General features: G+C 46.7%; 23 protein-coding genes. 11 read left to right on the plus strand and 12 right to left on the minus strand.

Features of this window, described 5'->3' with window-relative positions; genetic code table 11:
• Positions 1 to 20 precede the first annotated feature (20 nt).
• The 5 genes from modA to BM082_RS01250 all read left to right on the plus strand — a co-directional run bounded on the left by modA (position 21) and on the right by BM082_RS01250 (position 5,294).
• Positions 21 to 989: a molybdate ABC transporter substrate-binding protein gene (gene modA / locus BM082_RS01230; protein ID WP_244275878.1), complete on the plus strand. Its 969-nt coding sequence runs from the start codon at positions 21 to 23 to the stop codon at positions 987 to 989.
• Positions 990 to 1,015: 26 nt separating this feature from the next.
• Positions 1,016 to 1,708 (plus strand): molybdate ABC transporter permease subunit, encoded by a 693-nt coding sequence (modB, locus tag BM082_RS01235; protein WP_017009955.1) that lies wholly within the window; start codon positions 1,016 to 1,018, stop codon positions 1,706 to 1,708.
• The gene (modC, locus tag BM082_RS01240; protein ID WP_017015510.1) at positions 1,705 to 2,811 is read left to right on the plus strand and encodes a molybdenum ABC transporter ATP-binding protein ModC; all 1,107 of its coding nucleotides are present in this window, start codon (positions 1,705 to 1,707) and stop codon (positions 2,809 to 2,811) included. The genes modB and modC overlap by 4 nt, the downstream gene beginning before the upstream one ends.
• Before the next feature lie 167 nt (positions 2,812 to 2,978).
• Positions 2,979 to 3,413 (plus strand): hypothetical protein, encoded by a 435-nt coding sequence (locus BM082_RS01245; RefSeq protein WP_017015511.1) that lies wholly within the window; start codon positions 2,979 to 2,981, stop codon positions 3,411 to 3,413.
• Between the two features lie 333 nt (positions 3,414 to 3,746).
• Positions 3,747 to 5,294 carry a BCCT family transporter gene (locus BM082_RS01250; protein ID WP_074924961.1) on the plus strand — a complete coding sequence of 516 codons (1,548 nt, stop codon included), beginning with the start codon at positions 3,747 to 3,749 and terminating at the stop codon, positions 5,292 to 5,294.
• A gap of 54 nt (positions 5,295 to 5,348) precedes the next feature.
• Here BM082_RS01250 and BM082_RS01255 read toward each other — a convergent pair whose 3' ends face one another.
• From BM082_RS01255 to BM082_RS01270, 4 genes are read right to left on the minus strand one after another with little or no spacing between them, the layout of a single operon-like run.
• Entirely contained in the window at positions 5,349 to 5,936 is a 588-nt protein-coding gene (locus tag BM082_RS01255; protein WP_074924963.1) for a nucleotidyltransferase family protein, read from the minus strand.
• Positions 5,933 to 6,976: an XdhC family protein gene (locus tag BM082_RS01260; protein ID WP_074924965.1), complete on the minus strand. Its 1,044-nt coding sequence runs from the start codon at positions 6,974 to 6,976 to the stop codon at positions 5,933 to 5,935. Before BM082_RS01260 ends, BM082_RS01255 begins: the two co-directional genes overlap by 4 nt.
• A 37-nt stretch (positions 6,977 to 7,013) precedes the next feature.
• A complete protein-coding gene (locus BM082_RS01265) occupies positions 7,014 to 9,224 on the minus strand; it encodes a xanthine dehydrogenase family protein molybdopterin-binding subunit (RefSeq protein WP_074924967.1) in 2,211 nt (736 codons plus the stop codon).
• Positions 9,225 to 9,228: 4 nt separating this feature from the next.
• Positions 9,229 to 9,693, minus strand: a complete 465-nt coding sequence (locus tag BM082_RS01270) for a (2Fe-2S)-binding protein (protein ID WP_017009948.1) — start codon at positions 9,691 to 9,693, stop codon at positions 9,229 to 9,231.
• Positions 9,694 to 10,052: 359 nt separating this feature from the next.
• Here BM082_RS01270 and BM082_RS01275 point away from each other — a divergent pair, with 359 nt between their 5' ends.
• On the plus strand, positions 10,053 to 10,940 hold the full coding sequence (locus BM082_RS01275) for an AraC family transcriptional regulator (RefSeq protein ID WP_017015515.1): 888 nt from the start codon (positions 10,053 to 10,055) through the stop codon (positions 10,938 to 10,940).
• An 82-nt stretch (positions 10,941 to 11,022) separates the two neighbouring features.
• Here BM082_RS01275 and BM082_RS01280 read toward each other — a convergent pair whose 3' ends face one another.
• Positions 11,023 to 11,574 (minus strand): hypothetical protein, encoded by a 552-nt coding sequence (locus BM082_RS01280; RefSeq protein WP_017009946.1) that lies wholly within the window; start codon positions 11,572 to 11,574, stop codon positions 11,023 to 11,025.
• Between the two features lie 292 nt (positions 11,575 to 11,866).
• On the opposite strand from BM082_RS01280, the gene BM082_RS01285 reads away from it, so the two are divergent.
• From BM082_RS01285 to BM082_RS01295, 3 genes are all read left to right on the plus strand, one after another.
• On the plus strand, positions 11,867 to 13,366 hold the full coding sequence (locus tag BM082_RS01285) for a cobyric acid synthase (RefSeq protein WP_074924973.1): 1,500 nt from the start codon (positions 11,867 to 11,869) through the stop codon (positions 13,364 to 13,366).
• 240 nt (positions 13,367 to 13,606) lie between these two features.
• Complete coding sequence (gene aroG / locus BM082_RS01290) at positions 13,607 to 14,662, plus strand: 3-deoxy-7-phosphoheptulonate synthase AroG (RefSeq protein WP_026025021.1); 1,056 nt, start codon at positions 13,607 to 13,609, stop codon at positions 14,660 to 14,662.
• Positions 14,663 to 15,185: 523 nt separating this feature from the next.
• Positions 15,186 to 16,634 carry an MFS transporter gene (locus BM082_RS01295; RefSeq protein ID WP_017015518.1) on the plus strand — a complete coding sequence of 483 codons (1,449 nt, stop codon included), beginning with the start codon at positions 15,186 to 15,188 and terminating at the stop codon, positions 16,632 to 16,634.
• Between the two features lie 147 nt (positions 16,635 to 16,781).
• Here BM082_RS01295 and BM082_RS01300 read toward each other — a convergent pair whose 3' ends face one another.
• The 5 genes from BM082_RS01300 to folM form a co-directional block, all read right to left on the minus strand.
• Positions 16,782 to 17,903: an amidohydrolase gene (locus BM082_RS01300; protein WP_017015519.1), complete on the minus strand. Its 1,122-nt coding sequence runs from the start codon at positions 17,901 to 17,903 to the stop codon at positions 16,782 to 16,784.
• 247 nt (positions 17,904 to 18,150) lie between these two features.
• On the minus strand, positions 18,151 to 18,720 hold the full coding sequence (locus tag BM082_RS01305; RefSeq protein WP_017009941.1) for a YceI family protein: 570 nt from the start codon (positions 18,718 to 18,720) through the stop codon (positions 18,151 to 18,153).
• Positions 18,717 to 19,256: a cytochrome b gene (locus BM082_RS01310; protein WP_017009940.1), complete on the minus strand. Its 540-nt coding sequence runs from the start codon at positions 19,254 to 19,256 to the stop codon at positions 18,717 to 18,719. The genes BM082_RS01305 and BM082_RS01310 overlap by 4 nt, the downstream gene beginning before the upstream one ends.
• A gap of 145 nt (positions 19,257 to 19,401) precedes the next feature.
• A complete protein-coding gene (gene folX, locus BM082_RS01315; RefSeq protein WP_198928635.1) occupies positions 19,402 to 19,767 on the minus strand; it encodes a dihydroneopterin triphosphate 2'-epimerase in 366 nt (121 codons plus the stop codon).
• 22 nt (positions 19,768 to 19,789) lie between these two features.
• Positions 19,790 to 20,515, minus strand: coding sequence for a dihydromonapterin reductase (gene folM, locus BM082_RS01320; protein ID WP_017009938.1), 726 nt, complete (start codon positions 20,513 to 20,515; stop codon positions 19,790 to 19,792).
• Between the two features lie 129 nt (positions 20,516 to 20,644).
• On the opposite strand from folM, the gene BM082_RS01325 reads away from it, so the two are divergent.
• On the plus strand, positions 20,645 to 21,349 hold the full coding sequence (locus BM082_RS01325) for an SDR family NAD(P)-dependent oxidoreductase (RefSeq protein WP_017015520.1): 705 nt from the start codon (positions 20,645 to 20,647) through the stop codon (positions 21,347 to 21,349).
• A 67-nt stretch (positions 21,350 to 21,416) separates the two neighbouring features.
• Here the strand turns inward: BM082_RS01325 and BM082_RS01330 are convergent, their stop codons facing one another.
• Entirely contained in the window at positions 21,417 to 21,926 is a 510-nt protein-coding gene (locus BM082_RS01330) for a C40 family peptidase (RefSeq protein ID WP_371734810.1), read from the minus strand.
• Positions 21,927 to 22,100: 174 nt separating this feature from the next.
• Positions 22,101 to 22,967: a LysR substrate-binding domain-containing protein gene (locus BM082_RS01335; protein ID WP_017009935.1), complete on the minus strand. Its 867-nt coding sequence runs from the start codon at positions 22,965 to 22,967 to the stop codon at positions 22,101 to 22,103.
• A gap of 114 nt (positions 22,968 to 23,081) precedes the next feature.
• On the opposite strand from BM082_RS01335, the gene BM082_RS01340 reads away from it, so the two are divergent.
• On the plus strand, positions 23,082 to 23,327 hold the full coding sequence (locus BM082_RS01340; protein WP_017015522.1) for a hypothetical protein: 246 nt from the start codon (positions 23,082 to 23,084) through the stop codon (positions 23,325 to 23,327).
• Positions 23,328 to 23,608: the final 281 nt, after the last annotated feature.

The following is a 23,608-nucleotide window of genomic DNA, read 5'->3' on the forward strand; positions in this document are numbered from 1 at the left end:
CTAATGGCTCGCTTAACTGATTGGGAAATGGTCAGGTTAACGGTGTGGTTGCGACAGAAGAATTTATCTGGTTATCTGCTCGCATTATCATCAGACACATCAATAAAGGCTTGATTCGATACCTTTGTCGTATCGATCGTTGGTATGATGTGCTTCTCAATCGCGCTTTTTATAGGGAATTCATGCAACGCACGTTTCGCGTCATTGTCAGCACATTCTTCTTATTGTTTTCACTGCTGCTTTCGCCTTTTTCTCATGCCAATGAAAGAGAAAGGGTGCTCGTTTTTGCTGCTTCTTCGATGACAACGGCGTTAGACCAGATTGCTCAGGCCTACCGGAAACAAACTGAACGTACTGTTATTTTGTCTTATGCATCCTCTTCTGCACTTGCTCGGCAACTCGCTTATGGCGCACCAGCAGACATCTATGTCTCCGCAAACGAAAAGTGGATGAATTACGCCGTCGACCAAGCGGTGATTAACGCCAATACATTATCTCCGTGGGTCAGCAATGCATTGGTTGTTGTCAGTGCCCGAGATGATATTTCTCAGGTCAACCTTGATGAAGCGTCTTTCCTTCATGCTATTGGTAATGCGCGTATGGCTATCGCAGACCCAACGCACGTGCCTGCCGGTATTTACGCAAAAGAGTCGCTCGAAAACCTTCAGCTATGGTCGGTGTTAGCGAATAAATTGGCTTACTCAAACAGTGTGCGCGCTGCGTTGGCGTTGGTAGAGCGTAAAGAAGCGCCCATTGGCATTGTTTATCGTTCAGATGCGATTGCATCAAAGGCCGTACATGTTGTTGCTGATGTGCCTGATACGTCCCATGCACCTATTATCTTTCCGAAAGCGATGACTAAAGACGCGTCTGAAGCTGCGGCGCAGTTTTTTGATTTTCTGTCTTCAGATGACGCACACCGTATTCTGGCAGAGCAGGGTTTCAACCTTGTGTCATCCTCGCTATCCGATCAGGAAATCTCGAAATGAACCATCTATGGAGTAATGTTTAACGCATGTTGTTAACTCCTCTCGAATGGCAAGCCCTCGCGCTGAGCTTGAAAATATCCACGGTTGCCGTTGCTGCAAGTTTGCCACTTGGCATTGCCGTTGCTTGGTTGTTGGCGCGTAAACAATTCCCTGGTAAATCTGTTCTCGATGGTGTGATTCATTTGCCGTTGGTGCTGCCACCTGTGGTCATTGGTTATCTATTGCTGGTGGTCATGGGGCGTCGTGGTGTCGTCGGGGAGTGGTTATACAATACGTTTGGCGTGTCATTTTCATTCAGTTGGAAAGGCGCAGCATTGGCGTCTGCCGTAGTTGCATTTCCCTTGCTGGTAAGGGCTATTCGCTTGTCGCTGGAATTGGTTGATCAGCGTCTTGAAGATGCGGCGAGAACCTTGGGTGCATCGCCATGGCGTGTGTTTTATTCGGTCACATTGCCATTGATTGCTCCCGGGATTTTGTCAGGTTTGGTGTTGGCGTTTGCCCGTAGTTTGGGCGAGTTTGGTGCAACCATTACGTTTGTTTCGAACATTCCCGGGGAAACGCAAACCATCCCATTGGCCATGTTCGCGTTTCTCGAAACCCCAGGCGCTGAAGAAAGTGTCGCGAGACTCTGTATTCTTTCGATAGTTATCGCATTACTGTCCTTGTTTGGTTCGGAATGGCTGAGTCGCCGAATGAAGAAAAGGATGGGCTTGTCATGATCACCTTGAATTTTTCGTTAGCACTCGATAATTTTTCATTGTCATTAGACGAAACCATTCCATCGTCGGGGATTACTGCGATTTTTGGCCGTTCTGGTGCGGGAAAAACATCGCTGATCAATGCGATAAGCGGGCTATCAGTGCCAGACACAGGCAAGATTTCGGTGGGTGACTCAACACTGTTTGATGCAGAAAAAAACATCAAACTGCCACCCGAAAAACGACGTATTGGGTATGTGTTTCAAGATGCACGTTTGTTTCCGCATATGTCAGTTGAGAAGAACCTGCGGTACGGGCAATCACGTGCGAATCCTTCAATGTTTGAAGAAATCACCCAGTTGCTTGGCATTGGAGAGTTACTTGCTCGCTACCCTCGAGATTTGTCGGGGGGCGAAAAACAGCGTGTGGCGATAGGGCGCGCATTGCTTTCTGAGCCTGAGCTTTTGATCATGGATGAACCCACCGCTTCTCTCGATGGTCCACGCCGACAGGAGCTGATTTCCTATTTGCTTCGCCTGACGGAGTCGCTCTCTATTCCAATGATTTACGTCAGTCACAGTTTGGATGAAATCCTACAATTGGCTGATCATATGTTGCTGCTAAACAAAGGCAGGGTGATTGCCAATGGTTCACTGCATGACGTGTGGAGTTCAGAGCACATGCAGCCGTGGCTGTCGGTAAAAGAACAAAGCGCCTTGGTCACCGCCACAGTGGTAGGGACGCATCCGCGCTATGCAATGTCGAAACTCGATCTTGAAGGCGAAACATTGTGGGTTCCGGCCGTTGAGGCAGCGCTAGATTCTCGCCTGAGATTGCGTGTCTTTGCCAATGACATTTCGATAGTGAAAACACCTGCATCAGACACCAGTATTCGTAATGTGCTGCCATGTTCGATAGAGTCGGTAACCCGAACCAAGCAAGGTGAAATGTCGACAGGCTACTGCCAAGTGATGTTAAGGATTGGTAACGAGGTATTGATTGCCAATATCACTGAATGGGCGGCGGATGAGCTTACCTTATCAGCGGGTGAAAAAGTATTCGCTCAATTAAAAGGCATCAGCATCGCGAAAAGCGATTTGGCACAGCATCATAGTAATTTTTAACAAATTACTTGCATACTTTTCGTGAGTTTTCAGTAGAATCCTCGTTACCGTACACTGTGTGCAGTGTGCCGCAAACGTCCTAGAAATATATGTATAAGAAGTATTATCGTGAGCGAATTAGATACTCTATTTAGAGAACTTACTCGAGGTGAGTGCAGGGGGACTAAATGTTTGGTTGGCTAAGCGGCTTGTTTGGCAAGGAAAAACTCAAGTCGACAGATTGGGTTAAAAAGCTCATGCATGCCAATAAAACGGGCAGTTACAGCAAGTACAAGGAATACTACGATAAACACGTTGTGCGTATTCACAAAACGTATCACGCAGATTTTGTTCGGTTTGAGCGCTTCGCGAATCAAACCTATAAGAAGAATGATCAGCGTGCATTTCTAGCGATTAAAACCGCGATGTATGCGCATAAGCTAGGGCAAATTAAAGTAGCTGCATGTGTAACAGCGTCAGTGATTAACCTTAATAAAAGATTGCTCGACAGTAAGCAGCTTCAAATTCACCCACGTTTGATGCGAGCTGCAACCGCGCTGCATAAGCAAATTATCGAAACACACGCGAATTCGAAATTGAAGAAGCGAAAAGAAAAAGCCTGATGAACCAGGCTTTTTTTATACGCAAATAACAGGCGTCTGTGGTGGTAAATCACGCTAACGTGTCACACTCAAGATTATGCGTGATGTGAATACGCGCAATCTCTGCAACCCGCCAAGCATTCTATGACCGATATTTAGAGCTCTTTGAAATTCCGAATTCAGATAAGGGGATTTATCACGATAGGCTGCCAATCGTGTCGTGTATAAGAGCATTTCAAACAACTTGGTTCGCAAAAACTTGAAGCAATAATGTTTAGTGTTCAAATAAAAGTGATGGCGATCACGTCGACAAGCTGCTAAAGTCCCGTCCCTCACGCATAATGTGAGAACACAATGACTTTTAAATCTCTAATTGCTAGCGATAAACTCGTTTCAACACTGACTATCGGTTTTTTCTCTTGCTTCCTCTTTGCTGCATTGTTTGACCTGCAGTCTTTTACTAACACGATCAATTCTCTCTATGCGATGTCAGCCAATATATTTGGCTACGCTTGGCAGTGGCTAATGGTGCTTAATTTTGCTATTGCATTGATCATCGCCATCTCGCCTGCGGGTAGAATGACACTGGGTAAGAAGCTCAAGCCTGAAATGAGCACGTTTCGCTGGCTTTCTATGATCATGTGTACTTTGCTAGCGGGGGGCGGTGTCTTCTGGTCTGCTGCTGAGCCCGTTTATCACTTCATGTCAGCACCGCCTGTTTTTTCTGGGGCAGAACCTTACACAGAAGCAGCAGCGTCTGCAGCATTGGGGCAAAGTTTCTTTCATTGGGGCTTTCTTGCATGGGCTGTACTTGGCACGCTGGCGACCATTGTTCTGATGCATGCACACCATCATAAAGGCTTGAGCCTGCGTCCTCGCGCACTGCTATACCCATTGTGTGGTGATCGCTTAGAAAACCATTGGCTGGGCGCGGTTGTCGATACGTGTGCAATCATCGGTGTTGCTGCGGGCACGATTGGCCCAATCGGCTTCTTGGCGAGTCAACTTGGTTACAGTGTCGAGTCTCTTACGGGTATGGAGAATACGCTGACACTTCAGATCTCGATTCTTCTGGGTGTTGTCGCGGTCTACTCGATTTCAGCATTTTCTGGATTGGACAAAGGGTTACAGTGGTTGAGTAAGATGAATGTCATTGGGGCATTTGCATTGCTGGTTGCTGTACTATTACTTGGGCCGACACAGTTTATTTTCGGTGAATTTGCCGCAGGTTTCGGCACCTATATCAGCCATTTTTCTTCGTTGGGGCTTGATGCTGCAAACGAAGGCTGGCAGAGCGGGTGGACGTGGTTCTTCTGGGGCTGGTTCATTGGTTTTGCGCCGATGATGGCGATCTTCATTGCCAAGATCTCTGAGGGTCGAAGCGTGAGAATGCTGATTCTGGCTATCAGTGTTTGCGCACCTATCGCAACCAATTTCTGGTTTAGTGCGTTGGGCGGCACGGGTATCTTCTTTGAGATGACAAACCCTGGCAGTATCTCTGGGCCATTATCAGACGCTGGTTTACCCGCTGTTCTGATTGCCATGCTTCAACAGTTACCGCTTCAAGCCATTCTCGTTCCTGCGTTCTTGTTACTGACGACGACATTTGTGGCGACCACGGGTGATTCAATGGCGTATTCCATTGCAGTAGTCACGTCAGAAAATACAACGCCTTCAAAGTACCATCGTCTGTTTTGGGCGATCATGCTGGGTGTTGTTGCTGCTGTGTTGCTGGCGGCGGGTGAGGGCGGATTAAGTGCGCTTCAATCCTTTATCGTGATCACTGCCGTCCCTGTGTCGATTCTCATCGCGACGACTTTGATATCTGCGCCTGTGACGATTTTTTGGATGATCAAACAATCGAAGCAAGAAAAGCGTTGGAAGCTCGTCACTACGAGTTGAATAAGATAAGCGAAATATACAAAAAAGGAGAACAGCCATTGTTCTCCTTTTTTGTTAGTTGGTTTCCCACACTGTTAGCGCTTGTGGCGTATCGATGTCAACGCTGGCATGTATAAGCGATACCGCTGTTATCGTGTACCCATCTTCATAAAACAACACCTTTGCGCCTTTGTCTCCTTCAAGTGATTTAAGGCGGTCAAACGTCGTTTGATTGAAAACAGCAGGCACACCTAAGGTATCCGCATATTGGCTACACGCAATATCCACGTCTTCGGCATAAAAGGCGGCCAATAGCGCGTTCGTATCCGCCCCTGAAACATCAGGTTGGTCAGCCAATAGAATCATCATTTCTGAACATGCCTGTTCCAACTGTTCGGTGACACTGGCAATCACACTTCCAATGCCGGATTTCCACTCTTTGGCATACAACAATTGCACTGGCCACGCATGTTGTTTTGCGGCTTTGCTAATGTCGTTATGCCAACATCCTGTCACAAGGTAGATGTCGTCACTGATGGCTTTTGCAGCCTTAATAGCGCGTGCAACGAGTGGTTCGCCATTGGCGACAGCGAGCGTCTTACACGATCCAAATCGAGATGCTTTTCCCGCCGCGAGAATGACGACCGTGGGTTTTGTCATCATGACAGCGAGCCACTGAACGATGCCCCAGACGCATCATTTAATCTGGCCATACATTCTGCCAATATCGACATGGCAATGCCTTCTGGTAACGCTGCGCCGAGATGTAAACCCGCGGGGCCTGATAAGTGACAGGGAAGATCGTCGATCTTAATCTCCGCAGCCGTTAACACGTCATCACGGCGATGTGTCGGCCCAAGTAACGCGAGATAGCGCAATTGCGTCTGTCGAAGTGATGAGAGCACTTGTGCGTCCAAGGTGACGTTGTGGGTCATGACAACAGCCGCATCAACACGATGCTTGAGGCAATACGCGGAGAGTGATTCCGCGGGGCCTCGTAAAATGGCATTGGCGGTTTGGAAATACTCGCGTCTTGCATTCGCAGGGCGCGGATCCCAAAGTGAAACGTGCCAACCTAATTGGCTTGCTAACGTGGCGAGCGGTTTTGTGTCTAAGCCTCCGCCTGCAATCAAGAGATGGACTGGCGGTTGAACATAGGTACGTAGCCAGTCTTGCTCACCTTCTTTGATAAGCTTTCCCAAAGTGTCTCCGTCGCTGACATAATGGAGTGTCTGCTCTGACGGAATGAATGATGCCGCGTCTGATTGCGAGCCAGAACGGTCAGCATTCTTTGTTGGAATACGCTGATAGAAGTGGCCGGATTGTCTCTGCATTAGGTGGGTATACACCTCCTCTAATGCGAGATAGTTGTTTGCAGCCGACAAAGGTTGCAGCATGACTTCGACTGTGCCGCCACACCCGATGCCAAGTTGAAAAGAGAGATCATCTTCATCCTGGCTATCATAAATTAGCGTGACACTGTCACCTGCATCCATCACTTTCTTTGCATGGCGCTGGATATCTGATTCCAAACATCCGCCGCTAAGCATGCCCAGTTGTTGACCCAAGCCATTAAAGAACATCATGGCACCTGCTTTCCGATAGCAGGGGCCATGTGTGTTGAAGACAGTGCCGAGCACCCACTCGGCATTGTCTTTTTCTGGGTACCATTGGCTAAGCAAATGGAGTAAATGATTCGACATGAATGTCCTTTACATCAGTTCCGTTTGTTTCACCTGATTAGCTTTTCGCTAATCGCAACGGCAAGTCGGTTAAACGCTGACCCGTCAACGCATACACGGCATTCGCGACAGCAGGTGCAATCGGTGGCGTGCCAGGTTCACCAACGCCTGTTGGCGGCTCGGCTGAAGGCACAATGTGCACGTCTATGGTTGGCATCTGAGCAAATCGCAGTACCTTGTAGTCGTGAAAGTTAGATTGCACGACAGCGCCATCTTTGAGGGTGATTTCGCTTTCCAGTGTCTGTGAAAGACCAAAACCTATGCCGCCTTGCATTTGTGCTTCGATGTTACTTGGGTTGATAGCAACGCCACAGTCAACGGCACACACGACGCGCTCGACAACGATCTCTCCGTTTTTCACCGACACTTCGGCCACTTGCGCAACGAAAGTACGAAAGGATTCATGCACGGCGATGCCTCGCGCGCTCCCTTCAGGTAAGGGCTTATCCCAACCGGCTTTTTCTGCAGCAAGCTTTAACACGCCTTTAAGACGTGGGTGGCCTTCTAGCATGTTTAGCCTGTAAGCCACGGGATCTTTTCCTGCGGCATGCGCGAGTTGATCGATGAAGGTTTCGGTCGAAAACGCGTTATGAGTATGGCCAACCGAACGCCACCACAGCACGGGAACCGGGCTTTTTGTGGTGTGTAGTTCAACAGCAAAGTGTGGAATGCGGTAAGGCAGTGTCGAAGAGCCTTCAACAGACGAGTTGTCGATGCCATCTTTCACCATGAAATCTTCAAACGAGGTGCCCGCTGCGATGGATTGACCCACAACACGCTGTTCCCATGCGTCGACATTACCTTGGTCATCCAATGATGCTCGGATTTTTTGAACATACATGGGGCGATAATAACCAGCATGCATGTCATCTTCTCGTGTCCACACCAGTTTGATCGGCACACCGCGTTGTGTGTTCGCGATCATCACAGTTTCAGCAACATAATCTGATTGTGGGTTGGCGCGTCGACCAAAGCTACCGCCTGCAAATACGGTGTTGATGGCGATGTTTTCTGGCTTGATGCTCAAGATAGACGCCGCAACAAATTGATCGATGGTCGGTAGCTGTGCGCCGTACCACATCTCACATTTATCATCTTCGGCCAACACCACACAGTTCATCGGCTCCATGGCGGCATGGGCGAGAAAAGGGAAGTAATAGGTGGCTTCAAGCACTTTATCAGCGGTGGCAAGTTTTCCACTGGCGTCGCCCTCAACCCGTGCGGGTAAGCCTTTTTGATCGGCCAGTGTTTTGTATTCTTTTATGAGGTCATCCGTGCTTTTGGTGAATGCGGAACGATCCCACTCCAGTTTTAGTTTGTCGCGTCCAACCTTGGCACTCCAAAAGTCTTTCGCAACAACGGCGACGCCTGTAGGTATTTGAACAACATCCACAACACCAGGGGATTTTTTAGCGTCTGTCGCATCTACGCTGATGAGCTTGGCACCGAAGGAAGGAGGGTGAGCTACCACAGCCGTCAACATGCCTTCGATTTGAACATCTTGAGTGAAGGTTGCTGTGCCGTTGCTTTTCCCGTGATCTTTGCGTGTTGTGCCCGTCTTACCAATCAGCGAAAACTGATCAGGCTTTTTCAACGTGACAGCATCATCAGCAGGGACGGCTTCCATTGCGGCCAATTCAGCCAGTTCACCAAAAGAGGCAGATTTGCCTGAGGCTTGGTGAGAAACAACGTTCTTGCTGACAGAAATATCACTTGCTGGCACTTTCCAGAGCTTGGCTGCCGCGCTCACTAACATGGTGCGGGCTTTTGCACCTGCCACACGAAGCTGCATGAAGGAGTTGGCGATGGCTGTACTGCCGCCTGTACCTTGTACGGGGCCAAACAAGAGGTTGTTGTAGAGGTTTGCATTCGCGGGAGCCGCTTCAGTTGACACCAATGCCCAGTCTGCGTCTAACTCATCGGCGGCAATGGTAGCGAGCCCAGTTGTGACGCCTTGCCCCATTTCTAGATGCTTAATCAAAATGGTGACGGTATTGTCTTCGCTAATGCGAATAAACGCGTTCGGCTCAAATTTTGCCCCCGTGGTGTCTGTTGCTGATGCAGCAAAGGCAGGCAGGTGAACGCCAAGTGTTAAACCCGCCCCTGCCGTGGTCATCAGCTTAATGAAGCTTCGACGTGATGTGCCAGAGGATGGTGTCGCTAAATCGGCGTTGCGTTTCGCTTGAAACGCATGAATAAACGTTTGCATGTCATTACCCCTGTGCTGATTCTTTCGCGGCTTGCTTAATGGCCTCACGGATTCGAACGTACGTTGCACAGCGGCAAATATTTCCGTTCATCGCGGCATCGATATCGTTATCTGTGGGTGAAGGATTGTTAGCAAGGAGTGCGCTCGCCGCCATGATTTGGCCTGACTGACAATACCCGCATTGTGGCACTGCAAGTTCTTCCCACGCAGCTTGAATGGCTTTGGCGGCTTTTGTGTCAATGCCCTCAATGGTGGTGATATGTTGCCCAACGACTGCTGAGACAGGGGTGACACAAGATCGAATTGGTTGGCCTGCCATGTGGACGGTACACGCGCCGCACTGAGCAAGACCACAGCCGAACTTAGTGCCTGTGAGTTTGACATTGTCTCGAAGTGCCCACAAAAGCGGCGTTTCAGGTGGGACATCCAGCTCATGATCTTGCCCGTTAATATTGATAGAAACGGTCATGTTTTTCTCCTTCCATAGGGGTTTTATTCTTCTCGAGTGACGCAGCTACACTGCGCTCGGTAGGGTGGCGATATCACCCTTTGTGGATGCATAAACCATTCAATATCAATCCACGTTGACTGCAAGTTACGCGTCTATTGGCTCGCGATCTTATAGGGCTTTAAACGTAGTGATGGATTATGATTTTAGGCAATAGCGGTCTACGACGTATTCTCATGTTAACTATGGCCACATTTCTGGTGATATGTTATCGAGATGTTCCTGTATTCTTGCCTATTTCTCCGAAGCTATTGCCATTAGCGGGCTTGAGTACGCGTTAGGTGTCATAATCCTACGATCGATATTGAAAGAGAGTTTGCATGGAATTTAATTCAGAATTGGCTGAATACGTATTCGAGCTAGCGAAGGGGAATTGTGTTCATCCTACGGCGATTGAAGGCTTGACGCTGTTTTCCTCGACACAAAATTTTCCTGTTATGCCAATTGTCCTGCAGCCTTCAATTTGTTTTGTGTTGCAAGGGAGCAAACAATTGAGTTCGGGGCAAAATGTCTATCAATATGACCCGTCTACTTACTTGATAAACTCTGTTACACGTCCCGTTGACGCCAGTGTGTCGTGCGTTGAGCCCGCCAGGCCTTATGTCGGTGCGAGTTTACGTATTGATCGGCAGGTGGTTGGGCAGTTGATGATGGAAATGAGTCAATGGCAGTCTGACAATGACCTTACACAGCAAATGGAACTCACACAATCAACGCCTATTACGCCAGAAATATTGGGAAATCTCGCTCGCTTGATTCGTATTGCTGACGATCCTATGGATCGGCAGGTATTGTCAGACTCTTTATGTAGAGAGCTTTATTATCAGGTTTTGAAAGGCCCTTCAGGGGGATTGTTGCGCAATAGCGTGAACAACCATGCGGGCGCGAACCGAATTACGCCAGTGGTGCACTATATTGAGCAGCACTTTGAGCGAAATCTGGATATCGATGAAATATCTCATGTGGCTGGAATGAGCGCGTCAACATTGCATGAACATTTTAAGCAAGTGACCTCGGTATCTCCGATGCAATATGTAAAATCGTTGCGGTTACATAAAGCGCGATCAATGTTGTCTTTGGGGTCTCAAGTGGCAGAAGTTTGCTATGCGGTAGGTTATAGCAGTCCATCTCAGTTCAGCCGTGAATTTAAGCGATACTTTGGTTTTACGCCGAGTGAAGCCAAGTCTGCGGTAATTGCGATTGGCTAGAAGATAGGCAGATAAAAACAGGAAAGGAGGTTCGAGTTTTCGTCTCGAACCTTACTATGGAAGAGTAGCGTTACATTAAAGACTAGAGTTCGAATCTCACATTGAGATAGAACTGCTCTTTGTATAAACCATTGGCGCGATATGATGCACCAATTGAGAGCGCATCGGTAGAGTGAAAGCGCCCCCCAATTTCAACCACACTTCGCGTGTCATCGGAATCAAAGGCCACTTGGCCAACCTGAAGGTTAGCTTCCATTTGTGGAAGCACCCACGCTCGAACGCCAATATTCACGCCGTAGGCGAGCTCACCCCAATCATGTTTGTCATCTTGAGGGAATTTGACCGAATAGACTTGCGCGTCACCATGCACATCGACAAAACCATTGATCGGTGCGTGAAATCCCGCGCCACCAGACGCAATCCAATCGCCCTCGAATTGGCTACTGCCATTCACAATGAAATGTGCGCCGTCCATAAAGGCCAATCTTGCTTTCGCTGCTAACCCTGACGGATTAGAGGTAAAACCAACCTCAAGGTTGGTGTAATTAAAATTTGTTGCCGAGGCAGCAGCGGAAAACAGGCCAAGTGAGAGTGCAATAGTTCGAATAACGCGTGTTCTTTTTCTAGTATTCACAGCTTTCCATGCCTTATCTATAAAGTATTACAACCGTTTGAGTGTATGAGTAGCTGGACGAAATTTGCAGGTGTGAAGCACATAAATTTGATGAAGATTACAAACAATTTCTCGTGCGAGGATTTCGGTAACATTTTTATGCAAACGGTGTGGTATCTTTGCATTTAATCACTAGTTCAAAGAAGCGGGATTTCGCTTTGTGGGCAACGGGTTCACGCATTACGTTGACGATCTCAGTACTTCACTGAACCTCACAGACACGCACACCCCTCAGAATATTCAGGTTTATTACATGCTTTCTACTCACAAAGCCCTCATGGTTCAAGGTACAACGTCAGACGCTGGTAAAAGTGTTTTGGTCGCTGGTTTGGGGCGTGTACTCGCGCGTCGAGGCATTTCCGTTGCCCCGTTTAAATCTCAAAATATGGCGTTAAACAGTGCTGTGACAAAAGACGGTGGCGAGATAGGCCGGGCACAAGCTTTTCAAGCCTTTGCTTGTGGTGTTGAGCCGACGGTTCATATGAATCCCATTTTGCTTAAACCAAACTCTGATTGTGCAGCACAAGTCATCGTACAAGGCAAAGCGACGGCGTCCATGGACGCAATTGGTTTTCAATCCTATAAAGCATTTGCGATGCCGCCTGTGATGGCGTCTTTTGAGATTCTTCAAAGCCAGTTCGAGACCATCTTGATTGAAGGTGCGGGTAGCCCCGCTGAAGTGAATTTACGTGCAAATGACATTGCAAATATGGGGTTTGCCGAAGAAGCCGATGTGCCCGTTATCATCGTTGCTGATATCGATCGTGGAGGGGTGTTTGCACACCTAACAGGCACGTTGAATTGCTTGTCTCAATCAGAACAAGACCGCGTTATTGGCTTTGTGATCAACCGATTTCGCGGCGACATTAAGTTACTAGAGCCCGGTTTAGATTGGCTGGAAGAAAAAACGGGCAAGCCTGTGATTGGGGTTATTCCTTATCTGCAAGGTTTGATGCTGGATGCGGAAGATGCCATTGATACTGCACAGTCAGACGATAAAGAATCGGAGTTATTCAATATTGTTGTTCCTGTGTATCCACGTGCCAGTAACCATACTGATTTCGATGCACTAAGAATGCACCCTCAGGTGAATCTTCAATTTGTCCGTCCGGGAGACCCATTGCCTGCTGCAGATTTGATCGTGCTTCCCGGAAGTAAGAGTGTGATCAGCGATTTGGCATCGTTACGTGCGTATGGCTGGGACAAGCACATCGCCAAGCACCTTCGCTATGGGGGCAAGATTGCGGGTATTTGTGGTGGGTATCAAATGCTGGGACAACGCATTGCCGATCCTTTTGGCATGGAAGGTGAACCTGCATCGGTAGAGGGGTTAGGTTACTTGCAGTGTGAAACCACAATAGAAAAAGAAAAGGTACTTACACAGAAAACAGGCACATTGGCATTACTGGGGCGTGAAGCACCAGTCAGAGGTTATGAGATCCACATGGGCGTGTCGACAGTCCATGGTAAATCCCCTATATCATATAAAAACGAAGGCAGTGACAACGTTTTGTTCGATGGTTTGGTGAGTGAGGATGATGTGGTGTTGGGAACCTATTGGCATGGTGTGTTTGATTCGCCAGATGCTTGTGCATTGATCCTTCAGTGGGCGGGGTTGGAAAAAGCGAAACAATCAAACCTAGATGCGCTTCGAGAGAAGAGTATTGATGTATTGGCTGATGCTTTGGAGGCGAATTTAGATCTTGATTTGCTTTTTCCTGAGCTGAAATTGCTTTCAAAGGAAGAGCGATAAACGGCGATTAACTGTCTGATAGTGATAGAATAAAAATTTCGTCGCTCCTGCTTTTTACTTATTGCTAGCACATAATTACCACCAGTCAATACGCCGCGGTGATAAATATTTTTAAAATCCTGTAAAAATAGGTTTGCACTCACGTTGGATTGGCGATAAGTTAACGACATATGAAGGAAGCATACGTTGTTTTGAACAGACAAAATGACGGCAAGAAATGAAAAAGGGTGAAATATGAGCATTTATCAAACAGACGACGTTCGCATCAGCAAAATCAAAGAACTTTTGCCGCCAGTCGCGATCCTAGAAAAATTCCCGGCAACAGATAACGCGTCAGAAACCGTGTTTAATGCTCGCCAATCCATCCATAACATTCTTAATGACCAAGATGATCGTTTGTTGATTGTTATCGGTCCATGTTCTATCCACGATCCAGAAGCGGCCGTTGAGTACGCAAAAAAACTAAAACCTTTGCGCGAAAAACTGAAAGGTCAGCTTGAAATTGTTATGCGCGTGTATTTTGAAAAGCCGCGTACAACAGTAGGCTGGAAAGGTCTTATCAACGACCCATACATGGATAACAGCTTCAAATTGAACGATGGTCTTCGTATTGGCCGCAAACTGTTGTTGGACATCACTGATATGGGTCTTCCAACGGCAGGTGAGTTTCTCGATATGATCACACCTCAGTACATGGGTGATTTGATCAGCTGGGGTGCAATCGGTGCGCGTACAACCGAATCTCAGGTTCACCGTGAACTGGCGTCAGGCCTTTCTTGTCCTGTTGGCTTCAAAAACGGTACTGACGGCAACATCAAGATTGCAACTGATGCGATTCGTTCAGCGGAATCTCCGCACCACTTTTTGTCTGTGACCAAATACGGCCATTCGGCGATTGTAGAAACTGCAGGTAATGAAGATTGCCACATCATTTTGCGTGGTGGTAAAGAGCCTAACTATTCCGCGGAGCATGTCTCTGCGATTCAAGAGCAGCTTGATTCTGCAAAACTACGTAACAAACTGATGATTGATTTCAGCCATGCAAACAGCAGCAAAGACTACAAACGCCAAGCGGTTGTTGCTGATGACGTAGCAAACCAAGTGGCTGGTGGTAACGATGCTATCTTCGGTGTGATGATTGAAAGCCATCTCGTTGAAGGTCGTCAGGATCTGGTTGATGGTAAAGCTGCTGTATACGGCCAGAGTATCACTGATGCTTGTATTGGTTGGGAAATGACTGAGCAGGTTCTTCAACGTCTCGCTGATGCTGTAGAAGAGCGTCGCGCTGCAAAATAATGCGCAACAGACAATAGATTGAATTCGAGGCCCGTAGCATGATGCTGCGGGCTTTTTTTATGCGTGAAATTCAATGAAAGCACTTTCTTTACGCAGAGGGTAGGGAAAGCGGTATAAGTACGTGTTAGCCAAATTTTTAGGGTCAGAGTTTGGGTTTCTCAAACACGTTAGCGCATGAAATACGGTGATTGGTTAACGCTAAATTAACACTTGATAGAAAAGCTTGATTGACACGAGTGACAATAAAATGACGGTGGCGCCAATAACCCGTAAAAATAAGTGTAACCTGTGTCACTGAAATGAAAGATGCCGAAAATATCTTAATATTTGGTGGATTGTTATGTAACTTACCCATTTATGGTGGCCATGTTGGAATATTTGTTTGCTCTCAAATAAAGAGACCAAAGAAAGCGCTTTCTTTTTGTGTTTTTAGAGGTATCTGTTGTTTGGCTCCGGTTTGAAGTCACTCGCACTAGACCGTTACTATCAGTACACGTATTCACATATGGTTAACAAATGAGTTATGTCGCAAACTGAAGCAACAGCCAATCCTAGCAACGTAGTCAGAGCCGATGTTCCTATAAAGCAAAAAGGAGCATACGGTGCTGGTACACTCACACTCAACCTCCTGCCTGGAGCGCTTGGTGTATTTTCGTTCTTTTTGATCACCGCGTTTGGTATTGACCCGTTTTTAGCCGGTCTACTGGGTGGTCTTCCTCGGTTATTCGATGCCTTGACCGATCCAATCATGGGCTTTATCACGGATAACACCAAATCACGATGGGGACGCAGAAGACCTTATATCGTAGTTGGTGCAATCTTGAGTGGCGTATTCTTTGCGTTACTTTGGCAACTCGACCCTGAAGCATCTCAAGCGTATAACTTTTGGTATTTCCTCATTTTCTCGCTGATCTTCACCATTGGTAACACCATGTTCGCAACACCGTTTGTTGCCTTGGGTTACGAGATGACTTCTGATTACAACGAACGTACGCGTCTGATGGCGTTTGCTCAAACCATGGGTCAAATCGCTTGGATGATCGTACCTTGGTTCTGGGTAATGATTGCAGACCCTGAGCTGTTTGACTCCCAAGCTCAAGGTGTTCGCACGCTCTCATTGTATGTGGCTGGTGCCTGTATCGTATTGGGTATTCTTCCGGGCTTGTTCTGTAAGGGTATTGATTCGAACAAAATGGAAAACCGTGCTGAAATTTCGTTTGCAACTATTTGGACAAACTTAGCCGCGGTATTCTCTGGCATTAAGAAAGTGTTCAAAAACGGCCCATTCGTTAGATTGTGTAGCGCGACGTTCCTTGTCTTTAATGGCTTCCAGCTTGTTGCTTCGTTTAGCTTCTTTATCATCGTATTCCACATGTTTGATGGCGATTATGGTGCAACAGGTAGCTGGCCAGCATGGTTCTCTACCATCAGTGCAATTACGACCGCGTTTTTGGTTATCCCGATCATTACTTGGATGGCAAATAAGTGGGGCAAACGTAACGCTTTCGTTATCTCAACCATGATCTCTATTGTCGGTTATGCGCTGAAATGGTGGGGCTTCGATCCTTCAAACCCTTGGATGATCTTCATGCCTATCCCGCTGATGTCATTTGGTATTGGTGGTCTGTTCACATTGATGATGAGTATGACGGCGGATGTGTGTGACATGGATGAGCTGGATAACGGTATGCCACGTCGCGAAGGTACATTCGGCGCGATCTACTGGTTGATGGTTAAACTCGGTCAGGCGCTAGCTCTAATCCTAGGTGGTCTAGTGATTAAGCTGGTCGGCTTTGATCCAGGCGCAGCAAGTCAATCTGCTGAAACGATGATTAACTTGCGTCTTGCAGACATCATCATTCCAGCATCAACGGCTGCACTCGCCATCCTGGTTATGTGGAACTATGACCTTACAGAAGAGAAAGCCCGCGCGATTAAAGCGAAGCTGGTTTCACTTCGTGGTGAGTTGTAAGCACGAGTATCGATGAGTCCTAGCACGGGACTAAGCGAGAAAACGGTTCACTTCGGTGAGCCGTTTTTTTTGCATCAAACAAAAGGTGTTAAGCATAAAGGTCTTCATAAGAAACAAGCGATACTAAGGAGAACGAGAGAATAAATGCTATCTAAGTCCGTTCATGTCTCTGATGATTTGTTCGAAGATTTTGCTAGAGATATCGATGAGGGTATCAGGGAAATCATAATGTGGGTCATGCAATGGTGGGTGCTCTGTACCACTACCTAGGCCAAAGAAAGCCGATGGCCATTGTGCGGAGTAAGCTGAAAAGTCTTCTGACCAACGCATGGGTTCATTGAGATCGGCATAATGAAAACCAATGTCCTTACAGGCTTGTTTTAGCAACATGTTGGCTTCACTGTGATTGATGGTTGCGTTGAAATTATCGTCCCAATCAATATCAAGCGTTAATCCGTCGCGATCTGCATATGCCTTCGCTCTTTCCTCAAGTCCTTCACACAATTGTTGGAAGCATTTATTACTATCACTTCGTAGTGTCACCATGAGTTGCCCTGATTCTGGTGTCGTGCCAAATGCTGGTTGTCCTAGGTTTACGTGGACAAGGGTTGCCATCGTTAGACCACCCAATGTGATAGGGAGAACGTCTATGTCTTGCATGAGCTCCCGAATAGCAAATGTTGGGTTAATTGCACTCTCTGGGTACGCCGCGTGTGCTGTCTTGCCTTTAAAGGTGATGGACACCCCCGAAGAAGCGCAAGCAAATGTATTTTCTCGACACAGTATTTGCCCCAATGGATAACCTGGAACGTTGTGGTATCCAAAGGCATAGTCAATTTTCCCCTTATCCCATTTCTCATCGCTTAGCATCGCGAGCGCACCCTGACCATTTTCTTCTGATGGCTGGAAAATCATCGTCACGGTGCCACGCTGCAAGGTGAACAATGATAATCGATATGCCAATGCCATGAGGCTCGCAGAATGCCCGTCATGGCCGCATGCATGCATGATGCCGTCATGTTCAGAACTATGCTGATGGACGGCGATTTCGTTAATGGGAAGCGCATCCGTGTCTGCTCGAAAAAGTAAGTGAGGGCCCGGCAATCCGCTGTCTATTTTCACCACTACACCGTGCCCACCTACATCTTCAATGGGCGAATAGCCAAATGTTCGTAAGGTTTTCACAAGGAGCTCATGCGTTCTTTTTTCAGAACCAGAAAGTTCGGGGGAGCGATGAAGTTTGTGGCGGAATAGAATCGGATTAAACATAGCAACCCTCGTGATTATGAAAATTAGCCCACTACCATACGCGCGCAGTTAATGAGATTTTGTGACATAGATCTTATCTAAAACGTGAAAGCGTAGAGGGTTTAAAAACTGTAACAGTTGTGGCGGGGAGAGGGCATTTTAGGGTGTGATTTTAAAAGGAAATTGACGGATGAAAAAGGAAAAGAAAAAAGGCGGATGTCATATCCGCCTTAAATAAAACTAATAAAGTGAGCAGGTTGCGTTGTGATTATTTACGCACACCTTCAACGTGAAGCTCTAGGTCAACAAAGCTTGATGCACCTACGACAGGGATGTCGAAGTCAGCCAGCTCTAGGCGTGTAGTACCTTCAAAACCCGCACGGTAACCGCCCCATGGGTCTTCACCTGCGCCGATGAAGTTAGCAGCAATGGCAATAGGTTTGGTTTTGCCGTGTAGCGTCAAATCACCATTGATTGTGAGTGTTCCGTCTGCGTTTTCTGCTATAGAGGTGCTTTTAAACGTCGCTGAAGAAAACTTCGATGCATTGATGAAGTCATCGCTGCGTAAGTGCTTGTCACGCTCAGCATGGTTCGAGTCAAGACTTGTTGTATCGATAGTCACTTGAATTTCTGATGCCGTTACATTGGCTGGGTCGTAGGAAAATTCGCCGCTGAAATCGTTAAAGCGGCCTTTAATAAAGCTGTAACCCAAGTGAGGAACTTTGAAGTTTACTGACGCATGCGCACCTTTTGTGTCGATAACGTAGTCATCAGCCATCGCAAAAGTTGGTGACAAAGTGGCAGCTGCAAGTCCTAGAGCTAATAGTGTTTTCTTCATGATGTCTTGTCTCCGATCATTTTCCGTAATGTATTGTCTTTATTGATGACATGGTGCTTTATGGCAGCGGCAGCATGTAAAATGGCTAAGCCAATGAGCGTGAATGCAGCGTAATAGTGAACCGCACCCGCGATGTCAGATTGATTTGGAAATAACTCACCCATTGATGGCACAGAGAAGACATTGAAGACTTCAATTGCTCGACCATCAGAGGTAGAGATGAGGTAACCTGAAACAAAAATGACGAACAGAAGAAGATAAATCGTATGGTGTGCAGCGTGTGCTGCTTTTCTTTCCAACGGTTTTCCTTCGATTGCTGGTGTGCCTTTAACGATGCGCCAAACCAATCTGAATACAGTTAAAGCAGCAAGGCAAATACCGATAGATTTATGCCAGAAAGGGGCTGTTTTATACCAACTGCTGTAATACGTCAGATCAACCATCCACCAACCAACGGCAAAAAGTCCGACAACGACAAGTGCTGTTAACCAATGAATGACGCGCAGCGTCAAATTGTAGTGTGAAGGGTTATCCATTCCTTTTTGTTTCCGATGTATTGTTGTTAATGAGAATTATAATTAATCGTGGCGAGAGTATAACCAGCCACGATTGAACAACTTGTTCGAAAAAATAGAATGAACTCTGGGCTAGCTGTCCAATTTTGCTGAACAACTCGCCATTTTATTGCGGCTTTTGCCAACTTAAACTGAGTGACACTGAGTCCGCAAACCTTAAAGCATGGGGCTTATCTATGGTTACGCGCGAGTATGTTACCCAATGATGCTCCGTCGTAATGTCTAGAACACTAGAAACTAATTTTTCGAGCAACAGGAATCGTCCATTTTCCACGTGATCGATAATGGTTTTTGTGATCACCTTGTAATTCAGTGCGTCTTCAACGTTGTCGTTCATACAGGCTTTTTCGCCGGGGTAATGAATTTCGATGTTGAGGACGACGTCTTGCTTCTTCTGTTGCTCTTCATCATTGAAACCAATATAAGTGCGAAGACGTAGGTTCGTGATAGTAATGATGGCGTTTTGCATAATCGATATCCGTTATTTTGGTGAATTACTTGAGCGCGCGACCGCCGTCTAAGTTGACACTTTGACCCGTCATGTATGCGCTTTTTAGGATGAAGTCTACGGCGTTTACTGCTTCACGTTCGCCAGGTGCTATCCCCATCAATGACTTAGAAAGGGCTTTCTTTTTATAGCTCTCAGAATCGCCCGCATTAAACATGATAAGGGCAGGGGCGATGCTATTCACTTTCACTCTAGGCGCCAGTTTCTGTGCAAATGAAAGGGTGAGGTTTTCCAGTGCAGCTTTACTTGCTGCATAGGCAATGTGCTTGGCACTTCCTTTGCGTACTACGTAGTCCGTAAAGTGAATGATGTCGGCGCTCCCGGTTTCATTGCCTGTGGTTGATCCTTTTAAGAACGGGTGTAACGCCAAATTGAGCAAATAAGGTGTTTTAACATGAATTTGCATCATCTGATCAAGCAACGCGGGGTAGTCATCGGTTTGGCTTTCTGCATTCCAGTCTGATGCGTTGTGTATCAATGCACGGACGTGAACGCCTAAACCCGCAATGTGATTTGCAAAAGATGTGATGCCTTCGTTGGTGGAGAAGTCCGCATGGATGCATTCCACGCCACGTTCTCTTAAATCAGAAATTGCTTTGTGTTCCGTACGGTAAGACACAATAACGTGATAATTGAGTTCTGAAAAATGTTGGGCAAGGGCTAAGCCGACGCGTTGTCCTGCACCTGTGATCAAAATGGTCTCTTGAGCCATATAAAAGAATTCCAATGATAAACAGCAGGAAAAAGTACGCATGGGCGTGGAGAAAGATCATTTTCTTGCTGTGTTTGAATGAAAATCATACGTTTAGAATATATTAGCAGAACGAATTAAGGGGTGAGGATGCAGAAAACAGTATTGGTGGCTGGCTCACATGGAACGATTGGTCGTGCAATTATTGATACACTGAGGTGTCAGGGTTATCACGTCATCAGCATCAGCCGCCATGGTGATCCATCGGACGAGCATCTATGTGTTGATATGACAGATCAAGGCAATGTTAAGAGGATTACCGGCTTTCTCACGCCGCATATCTCGACATTATACGGGGTGATTCAATGTGCAGGCGTGCTCCACAATCAGACGTATCAACCTGAGAAGAATCTTATGCAGTTGGATGAAGCATGGCTGCATGAATCCATGCGTATCAATGTGCTTCCGTCTGTGGTTCTTGCTCAAGCGTTGTCACCTTTGCTAAATCGCAAGTCCTCGGTACGTTGGATATCATTAAGCGCAAAAGTAGGGAGCATCGAAGACAATGGGCTGGGTGGTTGGTACAGCTATAGAATGTCAAAAGCGGCGTTGAATATGTTTATCAAAAATCTAGCCATTGAGTGGGGGCGAAAGTCACCGGAAAGCAGTGTTATTGCCATGCACCCTGGAACAACCCCCAGTGATTTGTCTGAACCGTTCACGAAAAACTGGCCCAAAGAAAAGCTATATTATCCAGAGATGACGGCATCACGCATTGTGAGTCTGTTTACCTCCATGACCGCCAGTGACAGTGGACAACTGTATCACCATGATCATTCTGTGATCCCTTGGTAAGACGATTCGCCATTGAAACTGGCGGAATATAAGGTGGCTTTGTCGTTAGGGAATGTAGATTTAGTGGTTAGTTTTTAACGAGCAGCGAGGGCGTTGAATATCGTCTAACTTGCCAGAATTTGGACGCCCAATACGGGTTGTCGAGACGCGAGATAATGACACCTTTTGACGACGATGCGTGCATGAATTGCTTCTCACCCACGTATATCCCGACGTGAAAACGTTGTGGCCCTGTTTTGAAAAACACCAAATCGCCATGCTTCGCTGCATTTAATGTTATTTTGTCGCCCAATTTGACTTGTTGACGTGTTGTTCTTGGTAGGGCGTGTTGAAAAACGGTGCGATACGCAATCTGCGTAAAGGCTGAACAATCGATGCCTTTTTTGTTTACACCGCCCCATTGGTAGGGCGTGCCTTGCCATTCTTCATAGTAAGCACTGAGTGCGACATTGGTGGGAGATTCCAAGCTGCCAAATGCAGCAAGGGTGTCAGGGCGTGGCGTCGTGTAGTGATGAGAGTTGAGGCCTTGCTCGGACGATGATGTGGATTCACAGCCAGAAAGCGCCACGCCTGCCATTGCGAAAATGGCAGTGAACAGTCGGCGTTGATAATTCGGTGAGAAACGCATAGAAATATCGACTAGCTAGTCCAAATAATGTGAAAAGTCTAAAAGTGCAAATGACGATGCGCAAGAGCCTCTATTCAGCGGTAGGCATAATGTCTCATCTTTGATGCGTATTTTTGCAACTTTCTACGCCGCGGTCTGATTTCTACGCAAATACCACTCAGTAATATAGTCTGAAAGTGCTAAAACGGCGGGCTCACTCGCGCCAGGTTTGAGGCATAACCCGCTTGCGATGGATGTTTCAAGGTTATCGTTATTTATCCAGTCGAGCAGATCCATCTTGTCTGTCACAGAGCAAGCGGCAATAAGAGAAACGGCCATACCAGATTCTATGGCTGCATTAAGGCCATGGAAATCCGCAGCTGACAGCACAACCTGATAGGGTACACCTGCACGATCAAGTAACTCCAATGCCAGCCTTCCCCAGCGACAATCACTTTCAATCGCGATAGGAATGGGGCGATCTTTACAAAAGGTGACATGCTTGCTTTTTGCCCAAACCAGCTTTTCTGTAAATAAAGGGGTCGCCGGATAGGTATTGTCGTGGATATTGATTAACGCTAAGTCCAACCTGCCATCAACAACTTGTCTGAGTAAGCGTTGGCTGCTGTTGCTTTGAACGGAAAGCTGCAGATTTGGGTATCTCTCGGTAAATCCATTAAGAATACGGCGAAATACAAGGTTTACGTAGTCGTCACAGACACCTAATTTCACCACACCATTCATATCAGGGCAGTGAAAGTGGGCGAGCGCTTCATCATTGAGTTGAAGCATTTGTCTGGCATAGCTCACTAGCGTTAATCCGTGTGTGGTGAGTTCATGGCGTCTTCCTTTCTTTTGGAAGAGTGCTACACCGGAAACTTCTTCCAATTTTTTCATCTGCATACTCACCGCCGACTGTGTTCGGTGGACACTATTGGCAGCCGCGGCAAAGTTACCGCAATCAACGATGGCGACGAGGGTTCTGAGTTGGTCTAGATCGAAGTTTGTCATTACTTCAACTCCTTTGAAGTATTAGGCAAAAAGTATTGGCTTTTCTTAATTATTTAATTGGTTAAAAATGCATCTGTCAAGCAAGAGGTCTAAAAGCGATAAGCGGGGTGAAGCATGAAAATCAATAGCGCAAAAAATTCACACGTAACAGGCTCTGAGAGCAAAACACCGTTTGAGCAATTTAAGCGCAATGTGTTAGCACGTATGGTTCATGCCGTTTGGTTGTTATGGCGAAAGCACGCGTTAATTTCTTCTCTTGAGCGAAGAAAAAACGATCCGCATTTTTTGAATGATATTGGCTTAACACAAAAGGATGTTGTGCGAGAGATCGAGAAACTGAAAGCGCAGAAGCCATTTTAGTTTAGGTTCAATACTACCGAGTTCGAGTCCATTAGCAGGTGATTTCTGCACATATAACCGCAATGATTTGTCATTTGCGGTTTTCTTTTATTTACCCAAAGCGCTTTAACTGACGTCTACAAACACGCTTTACATCAGTGTGTGAATCATATCTCGCACTAAATTCTAGGCAATGAGACAGCGGCGTGGCCTCTGTTTAGTTAATATACATGCCATTGATATCCGGTGTGATTGGTTCCTTATCGTTAAATAACGCTGACACATCAATGTGTAAAAATTTC

Origin of the sequence: Enterovibrio norvegicus DSM 15893, from assembly GCF_900115495.1 — a bacterium.
Classification (GTDB): domain Bacteria; phylum Pseudomonadota; class Gammaproteobacteria; order Enterobacterales; family Vibrionaceae; genus Enterovibrio; species Enterovibrio norvegicus.

Bases quoted from the DNA above. Each gene is read 5' to 3' on its own strand.
- modB (WP_017009955.1), top strand. From the start codon at position 1,016: ATGTTGTTAACTCCTCTCGAATGGCAAGCCCTCGCGCTGAGCTTGAAA.
- modC (WP_017015510.1), top strand. From the start codon at position 1,705: ATGATCACCTTGAATTTTTCGTTAGCACTCGATAATTTTTCATTGTCA.
- BM082_RS01245 (WP_017015511.1), top strand. From the start codon at position 2,979: ATGTTTGGTTGGCTAAGCGGCTTGTTTGGCAAGGAAAAACTCAAGTCG.
- BM082_RS01250 (WP_074924961.1), top strand. From the start codon at position 3,747: ATGACTTTTAAATCTCTAATTGCTAGCGATAAACTCGTTTCAACACTG.
- BM082_RS01255 (WP_074924963.1), bottom strand. From the start codon at position 5,936: ATGATGACAAAACCCACGGTCGTCATTCTCGCGGCGGGAAAAGCATCT.
- BM082_RS01260 (WP_074924965.1), bottom strand. From the start codon at position 6,976: ATGTCGAATCATTTACTCCATTTGCTTAGCCAATGGTACCCAGAAAAA.
- BM082_RS01265 (WP_074924967.1), bottom strand. From the start codon at position 9,224: ATGCAAACGTTTATTCATGCGTTTCAAGCGAAACGCAACGCCGATTTA.
- BM082_RS01270 (WP_017009948.1), bottom strand. From the start codon at position 9,693: ATGACCGTTTCTATCAATATTAACGGGCAAGATCATGAGCTGGATGTC.
- BM082_RS01275 (WP_017015515.1), top strand. From the start codon at position 10,053: ATGGAATTTAATTCAGAATTGGCTGAATACGTATTCGAGCTAGCGAAG.
- BM082_RS01285 (WP_074924973.1), top strand. From the start codon at position 11,867: ATGCTTTCTACTCACAAAGCCCTCATGGTTCAAGGTACAACGTCAGAC.
- BM082_RS01295 (WP_017015518.1), top strand. From the start codon at position 15,186: ATGTCGCAAACTGAAGCAACAGCCAATCCTAGCAACGTAGTCAGAGCC.
- BM082_RS01300 (WP_017015519.1), bottom strand. From the start codon at position 17,903: ATGTTTAATCCGATTCTATTCCGCCACAAACTTCATCGCTCCCCCGAA.
- BM082_RS01305 (WP_017009941.1), bottom strand. From the start codon at position 18,720: ATGAAGAAAACACTATTAGCTCTAGGACTTGCAGCTGCCACTTTGTCA.
- BM082_RS01310 (WP_017009940.1), bottom strand. From the start codon at position 19,256: ATGGATAACCCTTCACACTACAATTTGACGCTGCGCGTCATTCATTGG.
- folM (WP_017009938.1), bottom strand. From the start codon at position 20,515: ATGGCTCAAGAGACCATTTTGATCACAGGTGCAGGACAACGCGTCGGC.
- BM082_RS01325 (WP_017015520.1), top strand. From the start codon at position 20,645: ATGCAGAAAACAGTATTGGTGGCTGGCTCACATGGAACGATTGGTCGT.
- BM082_RS01330 (WP_371734810.1), bottom strand. From the start codon at position 21,926: ATGGCAGGCGTGGCGCTTTCTGGCTGTGAATCCACATCATCGTCCGAG.
- BM082_RS01335 (WP_017009935.1), bottom strand. From the start codon at position 22,967: ATGACAAACTTCGATCTAGACCAACTCAGAACCCTCGTCGCCATCGTT.
- BM082_RS01340 (WP_017015522.1), top strand. From the start codon at position 23,082: ATGAAAATCAATAGCGCAAAAAATTCACACGTAACAGGCTCTGAGAGC.